The 15,422-nt window shown below is 53.2% G+C and carries 22 protein-coding genes; 6 read left to right on the plus strand and 16 right to left on the minus strand.

Features of this window, described 5'->3' with window-relative positions; genetic code table 11:
- Positions 1-15: 15 nt before the first annotated feature.
- From LZ463_RS24265 to LZ463_RS24315, 11 genes are all read right to left on the minus strand, one after another.
- On the minus strand, positions 16-681 hold the full coding sequence (locus LZ463_RS24265) for a GNAT family N-acetyltransferase (protein WP_241458888.1): 666 nt from the start codon (positions 679-681) through the stop codon (positions 16-18).
- A 100-nt stretch (positions 682-781) separates the two neighbouring features.
- Positions 782-1,903: a serine hydrolase domain-containing protein gene (locus LZ463_RS24270; protein ID WP_241458889.1), complete on the minus strand. Its 1,122-nt coding sequence runs from the start codon at positions 1,901-1,903 to the stop codon at positions 782-784.
- Positions 1,893-2,249: a nuclear transport factor 2 family protein gene (locus LZ463_RS24275; protein ID WP_241458890.1), complete on the minus strand. Its 357-nt coding sequence runs from the start codon at positions 2,247-2,249 to the stop codon at positions 1,893-1,895. The genes LZ463_RS24270 and LZ463_RS24275 overlap by 11 nt, the downstream gene beginning before the upstream one ends.
- 235 nt (positions 2,250-2,484) lie before the next feature.
- Positions 2,485-2,661 (minus strand): hypothetical protein, encoded by a 177-nt coding sequence (locus tag LZ463_RS24280; protein ID WP_241458891.1) that lies wholly within the window; start codon positions 2,659-2,661, stop codon positions 2,485-2,487.
- 280 nt (positions 2,662-2,941) lie between these two features.
- Positions 2,942-3,610, minus strand: coding sequence for an O-methyltransferase (locus LZ463_RS24285; RefSeq protein ID WP_241458892.1), 669 nt, complete (start codon positions 3,608-3,610; stop codon positions 2,942-2,944).
- A 67-nt stretch (positions 3,611-3,677) separates the two neighbouring features.
- Positions 3,678-4,184 (minus strand): hypothetical protein, encoded by a 507-nt coding sequence (locus LZ463_RS24290; protein ID WP_241458893.1) that lies wholly within the window; start codon positions 4,182-4,184, stop codon positions 3,678-3,680.
- Positions 4,185-4,195: 11 nt separating this feature from the next.
- Positions 4,196-4,666, minus strand: a complete 471-nt coding sequence (locus tag LZ463_RS24295; protein ID WP_241458894.1) for a YbaK/prolyl-tRNA synthetase associated domain-containing protein — start codon at positions 4,664-4,666, stop codon at positions 4,196-4,198.
- A 79-nt stretch (positions 4,667-4,745) separates the two neighbouring features.
- A complete protein-coding gene (locus LZ463_RS24300; protein WP_241458895.1) occupies positions 4,746-5,099 on the minus strand; it encodes an ATP-grasp domain-containing protein in 354 nt (117 codons plus the stop codon).
- 32 nt (positions 5,100-5,131) lie between these two features.
- Positions 5,132-5,506: a VOC family protein gene (locus LZ463_RS24305; protein ID WP_347176292.1), complete on the minus strand. Its 375-nt coding sequence runs from the start codon at positions 5,504-5,506 to the stop codon at positions 5,132-5,134.
- Between the two features lie 194 nt (positions 5,507-5,700).
- Positions 5,701-6,153: a DUF6714 family protein gene (locus tag LZ463_RS24310; RefSeq protein ID WP_241458896.1), complete on the minus strand. Its 453-nt coding sequence runs from the start codon at positions 6,151-6,153 to the stop codon at positions 5,701-5,703.
- A gap of 96 nt (positions 6,154-6,249) precedes the next feature.
- Positions 6,250-7,149, minus strand: coding sequence for a LysR substrate-binding domain-containing protein (locus LZ463_RS24315; RefSeq protein WP_241458897.1), 900 nt, complete (start codon positions 7,147-7,149; stop codon positions 6,250-6,252).
- Positions 7,150-7,282: 133 nt separating this feature from the next.
- Between LZ463_RS24315 and LZ463_RS24320 the strand changes: the two genes are divergently transcribed.
- The 3 genes from LZ463_RS24320 (at position 7,283) to LZ463_RS24330 (ending at position 8,764) form a co-directional block, all read left to right on the plus strand.
- Positions 7,283-7,639 carry a carboxymuconolactone decarboxylase family protein gene (locus LZ463_RS24320; RefSeq protein ID WP_241458898.1) on the plus strand — a complete coding sequence of 119 codons (357 nt, stop codon included), beginning with the start codon at positions 7,283-7,285 and terminating at the stop codon, positions 7,637-7,639.
- Positions 7,640-7,642: 3 nt separating this feature from the next.
- Positions 7,643-8,065 carry a tautomerase family protein gene (locus tag LZ463_RS24325; RefSeq protein WP_241458899.1) on the plus strand — a complete coding sequence of 141 codons (423 nt, stop codon included), beginning with the start codon at positions 7,643-7,645 and terminating at the stop codon, positions 8,063-8,065.
- Between the two features lie 90 nt (positions 8,066-8,155).
- Complete coding sequence (locus LZ463_RS24330) at positions 8,156-8,764, plus strand: DUF4865 family protein (protein ID WP_241458900.1); 609 nt, start codon at positions 8,156-8,158, stop codon at positions 8,762-8,764.
- A 1-nt stretch (position 8,765) separates the two neighbouring features.
- Here the strand turns inward: LZ463_RS24330 and LZ463_RS24335 are convergent, their stop codons facing one another.
- From LZ463_RS24335 to LZ463_RS24345, 3 genes are all read right to left on the minus strand, one after another.
- Entirely contained in the window at positions 8,766-9,215 is a 450-nt protein-coding gene (locus tag LZ463_RS24335; protein ID WP_241458901.1) for a hypothetical protein, read from the minus strand.
- 43 nt (positions 9,216-9,258) lie between these two features.
- Positions 9,259-10,020: a hypothetical protein gene (locus LZ463_RS24340; protein ID WP_241458902.1), complete on the minus strand. Its 762-nt coding sequence runs from the start codon at positions 10,018-10,020 to the stop codon at positions 9,259-9,261.
- A gap of 88 nt (positions 10,021-10,108) precedes the next feature.
- Complete coding sequence (locus LZ463_RS24345; RefSeq protein WP_241458903.1) at positions 10,109-11,494, minus strand: acyl-CoA thioester hydrolase/BAAT C-terminal domain-containing protein; 1,386 nt, start codon at positions 11,492-11,494, stop codon at positions 10,109-10,111.
- A gap of 224 nt (positions 11,495-11,718) precedes the next feature.
- Here LZ463_RS24345 and LZ463_RS24350 point away from each other — a divergent pair, with 224 nt between their 5' ends.
- On the plus strand, positions 11,719-12,432 hold the full coding sequence (locus tag LZ463_RS24350) for an SOS response-associated peptidase (protein ID WP_241458904.1): 714 nt from the start codon (positions 11,719-11,721) through the stop codon (positions 12,430-12,432).
- A gap of 5 nt (positions 12,433-12,437) precedes the next feature.
- Here the strand turns inward: LZ463_RS24350 and LZ463_RS24355 are convergent, their stop codons facing one another.
- A complete protein-coding gene (locus LZ463_RS24355; protein WP_241458905.1) occupies positions 12,438-12,872 on the minus strand; it encodes an ester cyclase in 435 nt (144 codons plus the stop codon).
- Between the two features lie 175 nt (positions 12,873-13,047).
- Between LZ463_RS24355 and LZ463_RS24360 the strand changes: the two genes are divergently transcribed.
- Positions 13,048-13,596, plus strand: a complete 549-nt coding sequence (locus tag LZ463_RS24360; RefSeq protein WP_241458906.1) for a DUF6882 domain-containing protein — start codon at positions 13,048-13,050, stop codon at positions 13,594-13,596.
- 63 nt (positions 13,597-13,659) lie between these two features.
- Positions 13,660-14,547: an alpha/beta fold hydrolase gene (locus tag LZ463_RS24365; protein WP_241458907.1), complete on the plus strand. Its 888-nt coding sequence runs from the start codon at positions 13,660-13,662 to the stop codon at positions 14,545-14,547.
- A 32-nt stretch (positions 14,548-14,579) separates the two neighbouring features.
- On the opposite strand, the gene LZ463_RS24370 is transcribed toward LZ463_RS24365, so the two are convergent.
- Positions 14,580-15,251 (minus strand): class I SAM-dependent DNA methyltransferase, encoded by a 672-nt coding sequence (locus LZ463_RS24370; protein WP_241458908.1) that lies wholly within the window; start codon positions 15,249-15,251, stop codon positions 14,580-14,582.
- Positions 15,252-15,422: the final 171 nt, after the last annotated feature.

Consider the following 15,422-nt stretch of genomic DNA (forward strand, 5'->3'; position numbering starts at 1 on the left):
TGCCTCAGACCAGGCTTAACCGACCAGTATGGCCGCCGTCATTTCAGAACACAGGGTCCAGCCCATGGCTTTGTACAAAGCAAAACCATCCGCAGTGGCGACCAATACCCCGGTATTGGCTTGCCTGTCCAGCGCATGATTGCAGAGGGTCTGCATGATGGCATTCCCCAGCCCACGACGCCGGTGTGCAGGTTCAGTGACAATCTGGTCAAAGATGGCGTGCTGGCCACTCAATGCCACACGGCCAGTAGCGGCGACTTGACCTTCAGCATTGCAGGCGCGCGCAGTCGCCAGCGCGCCATCTTCCTTCAGTTTGATGGTGTATCCGTGACCTGGCGCTGCATTGCCAGTTTGCAGGGCTTTTACCATCAGGTATTCCGGCGCCTTGATTTGCCAGCGACCGGGTAGCAAGCCGGCTATCGCGGCCTGCGGGGCGCAGATTTTCAGCCAGGTGTCGGGTGTATCCAGTTCCTGCGCCAGTCTTTGTATGGTAGTGGGTATGTGGCCTTGCAAGATATAACGTTCCAGGTGACCAGGCAAACCTACCTGTACTCGATGACCAAAGCAGACCAGGGGGATGGGCGCAGCGGTTCCGCGCGAAATGGTCCAGCCATGCACCCAGGCACTGAGCAGGCGGTCCAGGTCTTTGTTGCTGAATGGATCTGGCAATAGTGTTTGCATGAAGACAGCCTGCTTGAGCTTGTTATTGGTGAAGTGATTTGAAGCCGATTTTACGGTCAGTACGGCAAGGTCTGCTGGTCCTCAGGCAAATGTCACAGGATCAGCATATACCGAGGTTGCGGCATAGAAAACCCGACGGTGCACCGTCAAGGAGGGGAAAGCGAAACAGTGGTGATGACTCTGGCAGGATGCGGCCGACCAGTGGTTCTGCCAGGGCCAGGCCACGATTTGCATTCGTCAACAAGACCATGCCATCACCGGAACCTGGGGCAATAATCACAAAAACGCGATAACCGGGGTTATTACCCCAATGCCATAGCAGACTGGTTTGCGCCTGTGTCTGGCTGAGCGCCCATCCCAGACCCCATTGTACGGCGCTGCGCTGGTCTGCCATCACGGGCTTTTCAGTTATCTGCCTGAGCAGGGTTTCGTTCTTTAGTACGGCGGCAACAAAATTGCCATAGTCCCTGATGCTGGTATGCAGCGTTGATGCGGCTATCGCTTGTTTGGGGCGCCACGGCGGCAGGGGTTTACCCTGATCACTGCCAGCCAGTATGTTGCTGCGCCAGTCTGCAGGCGGCAAATAGCTGCTATGGGTCATACCCAGCGGCGTAAATACCTGCTGCTGCATGAATGTATCCAGAGGCAGGCCGCTGATGGTTTCAACGACACGCTGCAACAGTGCATACCCCTCTCCGGAGTATTGCCAGCGAGTATCGGGATCAGACACCAGTTCCAACTTGCCATTGGCCCAGTTGGGCAAGCCTGAACGATGCTGCAAGACCATGCGTGCGGTTATTTTTTGCAGGCGCGGGTCAGTCACCAGGTCTTTGGGACTGTTGATATCATGAGCCCGGCTGGCGTGCAGATAGCCTTGTGGCAGGTAGTGCAGCAAAGACTTGTCAAGATCAAGCTTGCCTTGTGCGACCAGGCCCAGTACGGCATATGCAAACACCGGCTTGCCAAGAGACGCGGCCTGGAAAATACTGTCGGCATCAGGCATGACCGCATCCGGGCAGCCTGTGGCAAACAGCGGTTCCTGTAGCTGTCTGGCTTTGATCATGATGAGGGCGGCTGAGCAAACCTGATGTTGGCTGACAAGCTGCTGGAACTGTGCGGAAACAGGCGGTAAGTCATCAGCAAGACTGGCAATAGGCTGCAGGAACAAAAGGCAGCCTGCAACCAAACTGGTGATGGTATGCATCACTGAATTATTCGCCATGAGCATGTGAAATCACGATTTTCCCCTGACTATTGAAGACAAAAAATTCTGCGCAGAGTTTGTTATCCAGGCCGCGATAATGAATGATGGCTGTATTCACCCCCTTGAGCAGGGCAATCAGTTCAAAATGCAGGTCAGGTCTGGCTACGAGGCCGCGTGACCAGTACATGCGCGCTGCTTCTTTGCCCTTGAGTCTGCCATCCGACGCCGGGCTGACACGAGCCAGTACGGGGGAAGAAAACTCAAAGTGATCATCATAATGTGAAAGGATGCGTTCAAGGTCGTGTGAGTTCCAGTCTGTCAGCCAGCGTCCGACAAATTCCTGGAAAAAAATGTCATTCAACATCTGCTTTCCTTTCACATCCTGACAGAGGAGTTTTCAAGCCTGATTTAACATTGGTCAACTGTAGCCATTCTGTTAGCCGATTGCGAGTATAGGACAAAATTCCATTTTTTGTTCATGCGCTTTCAATACACGGCAACCTGTTGATCGATGGCTTGCCGGTCCAGGTGTGAATTTTCCTGCATAGATGGATTGATATTGCGGGATAAGCCAGAGTATTGAAACACATCCAGCGGGCTTACTCTTTTCCACTCATGCAGGCCAGTGATGCTGCTTCGACAGCGACGGATAACAAACCCTTGTAGGCATCGGGAAAAATCAGCTTGCCGCTGGCATCAAAGATCATGTCCCGCGGCCTGCTGGTATTACAGGACATTTCCTGTGTGCGGCCATCCTGTTCTACTTGACCATACAATCAATGTTCTGCACGGCTTGCAGTTTGTTGCTGACGGCATGCGCACCAGTGTAGCTCTGGTACACAGTTGCCTGTTAGGCGACAGGAGCGATGGGCATAAGCTTAAAGCCCATACAGACTGCAAAGACGACGATGAGCGGGAGTGACATTGCGAAAATGTGTTTCATGCGAGGTGATGTTAAGTGAAGATACTGATAGCGTTTGGTAGGGCGCGCTGTGCCACCATCTTCGCAATCTACGGAAAGCTAAAGGCGGTGCGCACGGCGCACATTACAAACGCTCAGGCAATCACCAACGCCATTGAGAAGCCATCGTACCCTTTGCTCCCTACAGTCTGCAAGGCCGTTGCAGACAGGCGCGGGTTATTCGCCATCAAATCAAAAAAACTGCGCACGCCCTGTACATTGGCATCTGTGCTGGCAGGATCAGCCACGGCACCATTGCGCACCACATTATCGCCAATGATGAGGGTGCCGGGACGCGATAGCTTCAGAGACCATTCGAGGTAATGCGGATTGTTCGGTTTATCGGCATCAATGAAGATGAGGTCAAACGGGTGTATGCCTTCCGCCTCTAACTGGGGCAGGGTATCGAGTGCTTTGCCAATGCGGATATCTACTTTGTGTGCCAGCCCGGCACGCTCAATATTTTTTTGTGCAATCGCCGCATTGTGCGGACTGAATTCCAGCGACACGACACGTCCATTTTCCGGCAGGGCGCGCGCCAGCCAGATCGTGCTGTAACCGCCAAGGGTGCCAAACTCCAGCACTGTTTTTGCGCCTTGTAGCTTCGCCAGCAGGTGTAAGAACTTTCCCTGGTTGGGGGCGACATTGTGTGGCGGCAAATCACCGGCATCGCTGTCCTGCAGTGCTGCGGTCAGCACCGGGTCAGCAGGAATCAGGCGTTCACAAAAGTAATCATCAACTGCGGTCCAGGTGGTTTGTTGCATGGGATGTCCTTGTGTAAAGTGGGAAAATTTCTCTCAGTGCCGGATATGTTTCATGTGTAAGTGGCATTCAGTCATAGTCATAAATCCAAAGTTTTTCCTTGAAATCATAGTGCCAGGCTTCAAAGGGAACAAAGGTGGCCGCATAGAGTAGAAAAGGTGCTTCTTTGTCGTTGCTATAAAAGAGCATGTGCGGATGTTTTCCATCGCTTGCCAGCTCTGGTATGTCATCGAGTTTGGCGGGCAAGTTTCCGTGAGTGGCCTGATACTCAAATAATTTTGCAACGATATGATCCGCATAGGTACGCGCCTGATGATGGCGCCATATGTGCACACCGGCTACGAAGGAAGATGATAACAAGATGATGCAAGTGAAATGCAGGTATTTATCCCGTTTTTCTGGCGATCGCAAGTTGCATAAATAGCGGATGGCGGCATATAAGAGGCAAGGCACAGCCAGCACGTAAATCATGAAACCTGCGTGCTCTGCGCTGCAAATGAGAGTGATAACTGTCCAGGTAATAATCAGCCAGGAATAGCGGTGTACCAGTCTCGATAATGGTGCATATTGCTTCATTTATTGCTTCGTCAAACTGCACAAATATCATGTAACATGGGCCTGGCAATGCGCAGATAATCTTCAGTATTCAGGATGATGGAAGTGTCGAGCCGCCCGGCGTTGAAAGCGATTTCGGCATAACGTGCCACCAGCGAAGGGTCAAGCACCAGAGTGATGTCATCAGAAAACACAAAAGGTGGTATCGCGCCGATAACGCAGCCGGTTTTTTCCATGGCTGCTTCGGGTGCGGCAAAGCTGGTCTTTTTTACCTGTACGGCGGCAGCCAGTTTCTTGAAGTCTATCTTCTGGTCACCCGGCAAGATTGCCAGGATCAGCTTTGCCGCTTCATCCTTGCTCTGGCACAGCATGGCTTTTGCACCCTGGCCAACTTCCGTGCCGCGTATGGCGGCGACTTTTTCAGACTGGCCCTCGGCAGGATGTTCTACCACACGGAAGCGGGCATTGTGGGTTTGCAGCAGAGTTTTGAGTTGATCGAACATGGATTGATCCTTGTTGTACAAGCCTGAAAAGATGGTTGAGCCATCCATTTGTTGTATGAAGTGAATTTGATGCAAAAGTTCATGTCTTGACTGATGCATGCCTTAGTACTTCCAGTACCCCTGCAGGATCACAACCATAAATACCTGCTCCCCAGGCAGCATTCTGCTCCACGCATGCCCACTTGCCGCTGGCAAGCATGCCGGCGTCAATGACACAGGCAGCAGGCAAGTCTACGCGCTCATCCGTAAGCAAGGTGTTCATGAAAGTTTCGAGCGCATGGTCTTCATCAGTCGCACTGGAAAATTCTGTCTCGCGCTGTAATTCACCAAAGCGCAAAATGGCTGGAAGACAAGGCGCATTGTAATGTGCCGGTGCGCATGGCACCCTCTGTAGGGTGCGATCATGTGTAGAGTGCGTTGCGCGCACCGCCATGCAAGACATAAATCAACAAAACAGATTACACATCAGCTTGCCGGCGGCTCCCACAGCTCTACCCGGTTACCTTCAGGGTCCATCACCCAGCCGAACTTGCCGTATTCTGACTCATCTACTTTGGCATCGACATCGCAACCCTCGGCGCGCAAGGCTGCAAGCAGGGCGTGCAAATCATCGACGCGATAGTTGATCATGAAGGGCTGGTTGCTGGGGGAAAAGTAGGTGGAGTCTGCCGGGAACAATGACCAGGCAGTCTTTTCTGTGCTGTCGCCACTGGACTTGAAGACTGCGCCACCCCAGGGGCTGAGTTCAAAACCGAGATGATCCCGGTACCAGGCACTCAACGCTTGCGGGTCTTTTGCCTTGAAAAACACTCCACCTATGCCGACTACTCGTTTCATCATGTCTCCTGAGGATGGGTTTTGTAATGGATCTGGTTTGCCTGCCCATTTATCCAATCAAGATAGTACATGTCCCTCTTGCATAGTGCAAACCGAGAGTGGTCTGTGTCGCGAAAGCCTTACATACGCCACATGGGGTCAGGGTGCCTGATTGCCCAAAGCGATAAACTCAAAATGAAGCAATATTGGATCGCAAGCTAATCATGTCTATCCGCTTCATCCAGGAAACTCAGAATGGTTGAACATTCCCTGCTTAGCATGCCAAGCTCCCGTGCCTTAACAAAGGCTACATAAGCACGCAATGCGTTTCTCTGTCTGGCGTTCAGCATGGTAACGATAGATTGAGCCTGATAGCGATCGAGCCTGTACAACATTCCCTCAGCATTAATATCCGATACATCAGGCTCTTCGATGTCGGCAATCATGTAGGATGACAGATAGTAGGCAAATGCCTCATCCGTAAAAAATGTGAGCGCATGAGTCAGACGCCGCAGTTGTGCCGCATTGTGGCCTTGCCATGACTTGCCGGTGAAGTAGTCGGTCACGCCTTCGTCGTCGTAAGTAGGCTGGGAGATATTGCCAGGCAGAGGTGGTGTCGCATTTTCCCAGGCAGATCGTATCATTGTGACGAGTTCAATTTCTGTGAGCATGGTGCTGTACATTTGAAAGTTGATTGAATTCATAACTTGGCAGTGTTGCGTCAAGGAGCCGTGCCGCGATAGCTAGCGTTCGGGCCAGTTCAGTCTTCACGCCGCCTTTAGCACCAGCCCCACATCCTTTTCCGTCAGCGTCTCCACAATAATCTCGCGCAGCCTTTGCACTGCCATGTCTGGCTCTGCCTCAAGACGGTGCAGGCTCAAACCCAGCGTGGGCAAGTCTGGCAGGGCAGGGGTGTCGATGATGCAGAGGTGTGTGGGCAGGCCGACGGCGGTGCGCACGGTGATGCCCAGGCCTGCGGCAACTGCCGCCCAGATGCCGGACAGGCTGGGGCTGGTGAAGGATAAGCGCCAGGGGATGTGGGCATGGTCGAGTGCGCTGGTGGCGCAGCCGCGCATGAGGCAGGGCGCTTCAAAGGCGACCAGGGGCAGAGGTTCGTCCCTGGAATAAACGGGTTGTAGTTGCGGGTCTGCCGGGCCTATCCAGTGCATGGCAAAGCTGCGCAGGTATTCGCTGTGCGGGGTGGCGATGCCGCCATCCCAGGTCAGCGCCAGATCAAGCTGGCCGCCGGTGATGAGCTCAAGCAGCGTAGCGTTACGGGCGATTTTTGCTTCTATCCTGACTCTGGGGTGGGCACGGGCAAAGCGGCCCAGCACGTCGGTGAGTATGCGTTCGCCAAAGTCTTCAGGTATGCCCAGCCTGATCCAGCCTTCCAGGTCAACGCCGCGCACGGCGGCAGCGGCTTCGTCATTGAGTTCAAGCAGGCGGCGACCATACGCCAGCAAGGTTTCACCCGCTGCCGTCGGCAGCAAGCCGCGACCTGACTTGCGCAAGATGGGGCTGCCGACTTGCTCTTCCAGCTTCTTGAGCTGGGCACTGACTGCAGAGGTAGAGCGCCCCAGCCTGTCGGCAGCCTTGGCAAAGCTGCCCAGCTCTATGCCAGTCACAAAGGTACGCATGACATCAAGGTCAAAGGTGAGCTTGCTCACTGGACAGGTTCCATTGCTTGTTTCTTTTTTGTCCATTCCATTTTTTGGAATGATTGGTTTTAAATTATCTGATTTTGCGGATGAAGATAGTCGGGTATCTTGTGACTGTCAAGCATTTTTCTGGAGTTACCACATGCCCGCCAACACTGTAGTCAGTACCAAGCCGAGCACCATCGCCCGCGAACTGATGGGTGACATCGCCCCCAAGTTTGCCGAGCTGACCGACACTGTTTTATTCGATGATATCTGGCAAAGGCCAGGCCTGGCCACCCGTGAACGTAGCCTGATCACTGTCGCCTCTCTGATCGCTTTGAACCGCAGCGAGCAATTACCCTTCCACCTGCAGCGGGCACTGGACAACGGCGTCACCCATGCAGAACTGGTGGAAGTCATGACTCACCTGGCGTTTTATGCGGGCTGGCCAACGGCAGCCTCTGCTGTAACCGCATTACGTCAACTGGCGCCCAATCAAACCATAGTGAAGGAGTAAGTCATGCCCATAAGCCGCGTATCCCTGTTAAAGGGTAAATCACCTGCTTACCTGCGGGCTTTGTCTGATAGTTTGCACCAGGCGCTGGTGGATGCGTTTGAAGTGCCGCTTTATGACCGCTTCCAGCTTATACAGCAGCATGAAGCCAATGAACTGGTGTTTGACCGTAATTATCTCAGTCACCAGGGCAAGCCAAGATCGGATGATTTTGTAGTGATACAGATTACCGCTGGCCGTGAGCGCAGTGCTGCTACCAAGGCGGCGTTTTACCGGCGTCTGGTGAGCTTGCTGGCAGAGTCGCCAGGGCTGTGGGCGGAAGATGTCATGATCATCATCAATACTGCGGCAGCAGAAGACTGGTCGTTTAGTGGTGGTGTGATGTATGACGGGGTGGCGCAGTACAGCAAGGCAGATGAAATGAAGTAGCCAGGGCTAAAAACGCGCAGCCAACCCTACGATCTTTGCAATTCATAAGAAAGATCCTCCATCAAGGTAATTGCCATAGGACACCCAAAAATGCTTGCCATGCAATACAACTTCATCCTCCCCGCCGACTACGACATGGGCATCGTGCGCCAGCGCATTGCCAGCAAGGGACATATGCTGGATAGCTTTCCTGGCCTGGCTTTCAAGGCTTATTTACATGCCAGCAAGGGCCACGAACCCACGGCATCTAGCCACAATGTGTATGCGCCTTTTTACCTCTGGAATGACAACGAGGGCATGAATAATTTCATTTGTGGCGATGGTTTTAAAGCCGTTTCGCAAGCCTTTGGCTGGCCTGCTGTGCAGCAGTGGTCGGTATGGCATAGCCATGTGGATGAGCAGGTACGCAGCGCGAAATTTGCCACGCGTCAGATAAGAAAGATTGAGGCTTATACAGATCTTGCCGCTTTGCGCAAACATGAAACCGAAACCGCAAAGAAACAAATATGGCAAGACGGCTTGCTGGCAAGCGTGCTGGCCTTTGACCCTAATGCCTGGACTCTGGTGTGTTTTAGTTTATGGCGCGATGCGGCGGCTGCGCAGGCGGTGCACCTGTCTGTGGATGTACAGACGTATGAAGTCGGTCATGTATCAGCACCACCTGTAACACAGGTGCTCAATGCCAGGGGCCTGAAGTAATCTATGTCCCTTCGCAAAAACGTATGCCTGGTTCCTGCTCTAAAATTTGCTTCAAGTCGCGATTTAATTTTTCATAGACTGTTCTCGTATCGAGCTTACCCAGAAATTTTAAAAAGTTTGATTTGAAAAAGAAAAAAGGCACTTCCACTTCTGTAAAGACATGCCAGACTATTTCTGGATTACCCTGGGGGATGGCAGGGGTGAGATTTTCAGATGATATCTCGGGGAGTATGGAACCGCAGCCTACCCAAAGCAAATAGTTTTCCCGCTTGCACATGACGCACCAGCCCCAGTCTTCTGCAATCAGTTCTGCATCTTCGTAGCCCTGTGTTTTGAGTTTGCGGCAGAGCCATTGACCCAGCTCTTTTCCGTATCGTCCCGGATTGGTCTCTTTATCTTCATCTGGCTGGATTTTAAAGAGCTCAGATCGAATCCAATACTTTGCATCCATAGTTACCTCAATTGGCTATATTTTTGAAAAAATGTGCTAGATATTATTTTGCAGTATCAGGATTCATGCAATGATGAAACTGCGATATGGACAAGCTTTTTTCAAGCTGGCGAAGATATTTGTCAAGGCCGGTGGCAACGGTGACTTCGCTATCAGCAAAGGAAAGGGCGCCATCAGAACATGGCGCAGTCCGGTCGTCGGGGCGGGCTTTTTTACAGTAGCTGAAGTCTTGCGCCACTTCTTGCGTGGCTGGCGTCAAGTCTGCCTGTACTGCAGACAGTGAATCAGGATAATGTCCTGTTCTTGCTTTGAATTTTTCCAGTGCGGCCAGTACGGCAGCATGGGCCTCATGCGCTTTTTTGTAGAGTCTCAGGCTTGCCTGGCAGGGATCTTCCTGCCCGGCTTGCGTTCCACGCAAAGCACAGACTGCGGCAAAGTGATCATGTGCTTGCGCCAGTGCGTGCTGTTTTTCAAATTCTACAGCTTGCCAGTAGATATTTTCTGCCTGTTTGTTGCGACAGGCCAGCACTTCGTCCGGGACAGGTTTGGCACTGATGCAGAAACCGAATAGTGCTGTTTTCTGTATGACAGCCAAAGTCTGGGCAGGCAAGGGACGAAAGTCTCTTTCTCGCGGCGAGCAGACAACTTCTTCTCCGCCACTATCCGGCAAGTTATAAGTCAGGCTTCCGGCGTCGCTGCGGGCGACGGTGGTTGTCAATTCTTCCACCGGGAGCAGGCTGTCGATCAGGAAGACGCCAGCACCCACAACAAGAAGAATGAACAAGGCTTTCAGACTGGAAGACATAAACGCAGAACGCCTGGATGAGATGCCGAAAGCTGATTCCGGACGTCATGTGCATGACTGATATGACGGACCATCGCTGTTACAACTGTCACTGTTTCCCACCCTCCAGCGACTTCTTCAGGAATGCCACGGTCGCAGGCCAGGCGATAGTCTGCGCCTGGCCGTCTTCCCTGGCATTGCCACCCATGGCAAACGGCGAGCTATAGTAGTCGTTTGGGCTATATCCGTCGCCACCAACCAGATGCCCGGCTTTGGGAAAAGACAGCAACTCGGTATCAAGCCCGGCAGCCTTGCGGCTGGCGACGATGTTACTGGCCATCCCGGCAGAGGGCCACATCTGGTCGTCGCCGCCAGCGACGAGCAAGAGTTTGCCCTTGAAGTTTTCTACCGCGATGCGGGCAGCTTTGGTGCGCTCTGGATAGGCCTTGCGGCCTTCTATGTAGATGTGGGCCAGTACTGGCTTGTCTGTGGCAAAAGCTTTGTCCAGTCCAGCATTAGGGGTAAAGGGCAGGGACTTGCCCTGATAGCTGAAGCTGCCGTAGCGCCCCGCCTCAAGCAGCCTGTCCATGGCAAAACCTTCCCATACCACATCGCTGGGGGCAATGGCTACGACAGACTTGACCCATGGGAGCAGACTGGCCGATAGCAGGGCCATTTCCGCCCCTTTTGAACCACCCATCAGGGCAATGCGCTTGCTGTCTATGTCGTCACGTTTGGCGAGTGTCTGGTACAAGGCGTCCAGTCCATCAATGGGGATGTCAATAAAGTCTTTGGGTAAGCCCGGCACTTCCTGCCCGCGCGGGGTATTCGGTGAATAATAGGGGTAACTGACGGCGGCAAAGCCGCGCGCGGCCAGTTTGGGGCCAAAGCGGCGGCCGGCTGCATCACCACCCTCAGAGCCACTCAGCAAGATCACGACTGGCAATTTGCCGTCTTTGGGGACATCGGCAGGCAGGTAGATTTTGGCGCCCGTGTGTCCGGCGATCGCTTCGGTCTTGATATTGACATTGGCGCTACGCAGGGCAAATGTCATTTGCGTCAGGATTTTCTCACCTTTGACGGCGCTCAGACGTACTTCGGCTTTTTGCCATTCCGTGTCGACCTTGTTGCTGGTTTCCATGGACCAGAACAGACCCGCTGCATCGACGCCGGTATAACTGCCAGCCAGCGACGCGGTGCCGGCCAGAGTGATATTGCCTTGTGCATCGGCGCGCATTTCTGCACTTGCCATATGGATGGGCGCCGTGGGCGCAAAACGGCGCTCTGCAACGATGGTGACAATCTGGTCAGGCTGCAGGCCAGTCAGGCTGATGCCCAGAGGATCACCTGACAGCGCCGGATTGGGGGCTTGCATGCTGAAGCGGGCGTCGGCTTGTGCATGAGTCGACAGAAACGACAGGCTCAACAGGGCCAGCGCGGCGAAAACCTTGGGCAACCCGGCATGTATGGCAGAAACTTCGTGATGACTACCCATATGGTCTCCTGTCGGGCTTCTATTGATTTGCCAGTCATCTTGCAAGTCTGTTATGGACCGGGTTCAGGCAGAACTATAGACAGATAGTTATGATCAGCGCAAGTGTCTGGCGGCGGTAATCGACCGCGACTTTTACCACCCTGCCTGTTGATAATGGACAGAACCATGCAGGTGCAAGCCACCTCGTTTACACTGGCAAGTGTTTTGTCCCTTGAGCAGATATCATGTGCATTAACTTTGCCCCCACGCGAAAAGAGCAACTGAAGCATTTCCAGGCCATGAAGGAGCCTGACAAACCCTGGGATGAAGAAGTCTGGCAAGACTATGAAGCCCCTATCATTTGCCACGACCGGCAAGGCAACCGTCAGGCCCTGCTGGGAAAATACAGCATGGTACCCAGGGACAAAATGCCACCGGGCGTCAAACGATTCTCCACCATGAATGCACGGGCAGAAACCTTGGGTGCACTGCGCAGTTATGCACCATCGTGGCAGACAGGTAAGCTCTGCCTGGTACCCATGCAGCATTTCTTTGAACCCAATTATGAAAGCGGCCAGGCTGAACGCTGGCGAATTGGCTTGCATGAGCAGCCCGATTTTGCCGTCGCCGGCCTGTACAAGGAATGGCCAGAAGCCGACGGCAGCGTCAGCTATTCTTTCACCCAGATCACCATCAACGCAGATGATCATCCATTGATGAAGCGCTTCCACAAGCCGGGTGAAGAAAAACGTTCGCTGGTGATACTTGCACGCGAAGACTTTGACGACTGGCTGTCATGTCGTGATCCGGAGTTTGCCCGCGCCTTCTTGCAGCCTTTCCCGCCAGAACAGATGTTTGCCGAGGCAGCTCCCCTGCCCAAGGCAGAGAAGCCACCCAGAGTCATCAAGCCAAAGAAAGAGTCCGTCATCGTACCGCGCAACATGGACCTGTTTGACTGAAACTTTCAGCTTTTTGCCGAGGCGGGTGCTGATACTGCACCAATCTGCTGCATCAGGCCCAGCCTGTCTACCTGCACCCAGGCATGGCTGATCTTGCCATTGCTGAGCTGGTAGATGACAGTGCCATTCTGCACTACCGCCTTGTGGGTTGCAGCGACGCCGGCAAACGGCCCGCCGTGAGTGGCATGGAATGTCCATCTGACAGCGATGCGATCACCTTCGCCAAATAAATCTTCTATCCTGAACTGCACGTCAGGGAAAGCCTTGCGCAAGCTGCTGATATTGTCAGCAAATTCAGCCTGACCATGCTCCCCCCGGTTGCTGACAAAATCCCCGGCTATCAGTACTTGCACCAGGTCCAGGTTGCCGGTGTTAAAACAGTCTTCATACAGGCAACGGACGATTTGCTTGTTTTGTTCGGCCAGGCTCGCAGTCATCATTATTCCCAAAGTAATTGAAGGTAGTGCAGTGTAGAACTTCAAGTTAACTTGAGGTCAAGTGAAGAATTGACAGGGTTATGCGCCCCTGGATTTATTGCCGTAGTGCTTTGCCCAAAGTGGTTTTTTCAATAAAATATAAATTTGTCAGTTGACTGACGTAAAGGCGAAGGAGTTGATGATGTCCATCTGCAGCAATCGCAACTTGAAGTCACTCATGCTGACAGTGATGCTGGTCATGTTTGTTAGCTGTTCATATGCCAGGCAGGCGGACTGGGACCAGCTTGTCAGGAACAGTGCAGCGTATACGGACACATCCCAGCAGTCACTGAACATGAATTACCGGGTACTGAGTTTTGAACGCTGGGATGTCAATCAGGAGACTGGGGAGTTGACGTTCTCAGACAAGAGCGGGCACAAGCTGCTGACCAGGTTCCAGTTTGTTGGTTCTTATTCAGAACGCAGCAAGACCTGGCTGTGGAGCTGGGGCAATGCCAGTGTTTTACCTGCACTGTCAAAAAGAATGACGGTACTCAGAGACTTCGGTGAAAAACACCATTTCCCTAGACTGACAGACCGGGCCTGGTCTGCCACACTCGACGATGCCTGGCAAATGGCAACGATTGCCAATTACCTGCTGAAGGCAAAGGGTATATATCGCATACCGTTTGAAGAAGGGTTTGTGTTTTTGATGATGACAGATGTCCAGTTTGAAAAAACAGAATAGTGCATGGATTCAGCTGTGCTTCTGCTACACTGCCCATCCTTACTTTGCTATTGGAGTCGATTTATGAAGTTGCGTCGTCAATTCCTCACTGCTATGCTGACCCTGTCTGTTGCAGGCCTGTTACCTGCTGTCAGCTGGGCAACTGGTTTTACGTCAGAACGCATCAGCGTCAAAACTGAAGGTAGCGGAGCTGATGTCATCCTTGTACCCGGCCTCAGTTCTTCACCGAAGGTGTGGGCAGAACTGGTCAAGGCTTTGCCTGGTTATCGCTATCACCTGGTGCAGGTGTCGGGTTTTGCCGGTCAGGCTGCCGGTGCGAATGCTGAGGGTGCGGTATCAGCGCCGGTGGCAGAAGAAATTGTCCGTTACATTGCGCAACAGGGTTTGAACAAACCTGTTTTGATCGGACATTCCATGGGCGGATCCATCGGCATGATGGTGGCAGCGCGACATCCGCAAGCCTTGTCAAAGCTGATGGTGGTCGATATGTTCCCTTTCCTCGGTGCGATGTTTGGTCCGCCAGGTACGACGGCGCAAAGCGTCAAGCCGGTGGCTGACAATATACTGGACACCATGCGCAAGGCAGATCCCGCTGCCCGCGCAAAGAGGACAGAAACAACACTCAATGGCATGATCAATAATCTGGCCATGCGCCCGATGGCCATGGACGACGCGCAAAAGAGTGACCCTGACGTGACAGCGCGTGCGTATCACGAACTGATCATCACTGACCTGACGCCGGAGCTGAAAAACATCAGCGTACCGGTAGCGGTAGTGTATGTACGTGCTGAAGGTGTGCCAGTTACGGATGCGCAGATGGATGCTTATTACCAGGGCGCCTACTCCACCGTTAAAACGGTCAGTCTGAAACGCATTCCAGCCAGCGCTCACTTCATCATGTGGGACCAGCCTGAGCAGTTCCAGGCAGAGGTGAAAAATTTTTTGAAGTAATTTTTCAGTAATGGCTCGCCCCGTGGCTGGTATCAGGCCGCACGGCGGGCAATCAGAAACAGGTCTGCGCTTGGCATGCTGGCATTGACCGGGCCAGGTTTGTGGCGCAGGTCCAGCAAGGTAAAACCATGCTGCGCCAGTGCAGCGAGCAGATAGGGGGCGCTATGGTAGTGAATGTAGACCTGGTCCCCGCTGCTTGATGTCTGGTAGGCTGATTGCGATGGATCACCTTCCATGGTGCTCAGATAGAGCAACCCGCCCGCCGTCAGTACCTGGGAGGCGTCAGCGATCAGCTTTGCTGCTTCATCTGCGGACAGATAGGGCAAACCAAAGGCGCAGACAATGGCGTCAAACTGCTGTTGCAGGCTGATGAAGTCACGGCTGTCCATCAGTTTTACTCTGGCTGCGGGATTGTTGATGCGCGCCAGTTCCACCATCTGTGGTGCCAGATCGGTAGCCAATACCTTCAGTTCTGGACATCTGCGCAGCAATGCCCGTGTGACATTGCCGGGACCGCAGGCCAGCTCCAGCACTTGCGCGTCAGGTCTGGACAAGTGATTGCAAAAAATATCATAGGTATCGTCATAGTCAGCCAGGTCCATGTATTTGTCCTGGTAACGCTGTGCCAGCTTGTCGAAGGTGGCAATGGTGATATCAAGAGGGTTGACAGAGTTCATCGTGGCGGTTTTAAACTTTTTTGACAATGCTGTCATCCGATTTTGCCCTGTCTGCGTTAAAGCAGCAAGAGGTAACCGCGGATTGTCTCTCAGTAACAAGCAAGGATGGATGAGCAGGCCTGGGAAGGTGTGGCTTTGGGTCTGTCATGCAGAAAACCGGTGAGAGCTGAGTTTGCATGAACTGAAAGCCATGCTGGA

Origin of the sequence: Undibacterium paludis, assembly GCF_022568815.1 — a bacterium.
Taxonomy (GTDB): Bacteria; Pseudomonadota; Gammaproteobacteria; order Burkholderiales; family Burkholderiaceae_D; genus Undibacterium.

What these genes read in the sequence shown, in the direction of transcription:
- LZ463_RS24265 (WP_241458888.1), bottom strand. Translation starts at nt 681, where the DNA reads ATGCAAACACTATTGCCAGATCCATTCAGCAACAAAGACCTGGACCGC.
- LZ463_RS24270 (WP_241458889.1), bottom strand. Translation starts at nt 1,903, where the DNA reads ATGGCGAATAATTCAGTGATGCATACCATCACCAGTTTGGTTGCAGGC.
- LZ463_RS24275 (WP_241458890.1), bottom strand. Translation starts at nt 2,249, where the DNA reads ATGTTGAATGACATTTTTTTCCAGGAATTTGTCGGACGCTGGCTGACA.
- LZ463_RS24285 (WP_241458892.1), bottom strand. Translation starts at nt 3,610, where the DNA reads ATGCAACAAACCACCTGGACCGCAGTTGATGATTACTTTTGTGAACGC.
- LZ463_RS24290 (WP_241458893.1), bottom strand. Translation starts at nt 4,184, where the DNA reads ATGAAGCAATATGCACCATTATCGAGACTGGTACACCGCTATTCCTGG.
- LZ463_RS24295 (WP_241458894.1), bottom strand. Translation starts at nt 4,666, where the DNA reads ATGTTCGATCAACTCAAAACTCTGCTGCAAACCCACAATGCCCGCTTC.
- LZ463_RS24300 (WP_241458895.1), bottom strand. Translation starts at nt 5,099, where the DNA reads ATGGCGGTGCGCGCAACGCACTCTACACATGATCGCACCCTACAGAGG.
- LZ463_RS24305 (WP_347176292.1), bottom strand. Translation starts at nt 5,506, where the DNA reads ATGATGAAACGAGTAGTCGGCATAGGTGGAGTGTTTTTCAAGGCAAAA.
- LZ463_RS24310 (WP_241458896.1), bottom strand. Translation starts at nt 6,153, where the DNA reads ATGCTCACAGAAATTGAACTCGTCACAATGATACGATCTGCCTGGGAA.
- LZ463_RS24320 (WP_241458898.1), top strand. Translation starts at nt 7,283, where the DNA reads ATGCCCGCCAACACTGTAGTCAGTACCAAGCCGAGCACCATCGCCCGC.
- LZ463_RS24325 (WP_241458899.1), top strand. Translation starts at nt 7,643, where the DNA reads ATGCCCATAAGCCGCGTATCCCTGTTAAAGGGTAAATCACCTGCTTAC.
- LZ463_RS24330 (WP_241458900.1), top strand. Translation starts at nt 8,156, where the DNA reads ATGCTTGCCATGCAATACAACTTCATCCTCCCCGCCGACTACGACATG.
- LZ463_RS24335 (WP_241458901.1), bottom strand. Translation starts at nt 9,215, where the DNA reads ATGGATGCAAAGTATTGGATTCGATCTGAGCTCTTTAAAATCCAGCCA.
- LZ463_RS24340 (WP_241458902.1), bottom strand. Translation starts at nt 10,020, where the DNA reads ATGTCTTCCAGTCTGAAAGCCTTGTTCATTCTTCTTGTTGTGGGTGCT.
- LZ463_RS24345 (WP_241458903.1), bottom strand. Translation starts at nt 11,494, where the DNA reads ATGGGTAGTCATCACGAAGTTTCTGCCATACATGCCGGGTTGCCCAAG.
- LZ463_RS24350 (WP_241458904.1), top strand. Translation starts at nt 11,719, where the DNA reads ATGTGCATTAACTTTGCCCCCACGCGAAAAGAGCAACTGAAGCATTTC.
- LZ463_RS24355 (WP_241458905.1), bottom strand. Translation starts at nt 12,872, where the DNA reads ATGATGACTGCGAGCCTGGCCGAACAAAACAAGCAAATCGTCCGTTGC.
- LZ463_RS24360 (WP_241458906.1), top strand. Translation starts at nt 13,048, where the DNA reads ATGATGTCCATCTGCAGCAATCGCAACTTGAAGTCACTCATGCTGACA.
- LZ463_RS24365 (WP_241458907.1), top strand. Translation starts at nt 13,660, where the DNA reads ATGAAGTTGCGTCGTCAATTCCTCACTGCTATGCTGACCCTGTCTGTT.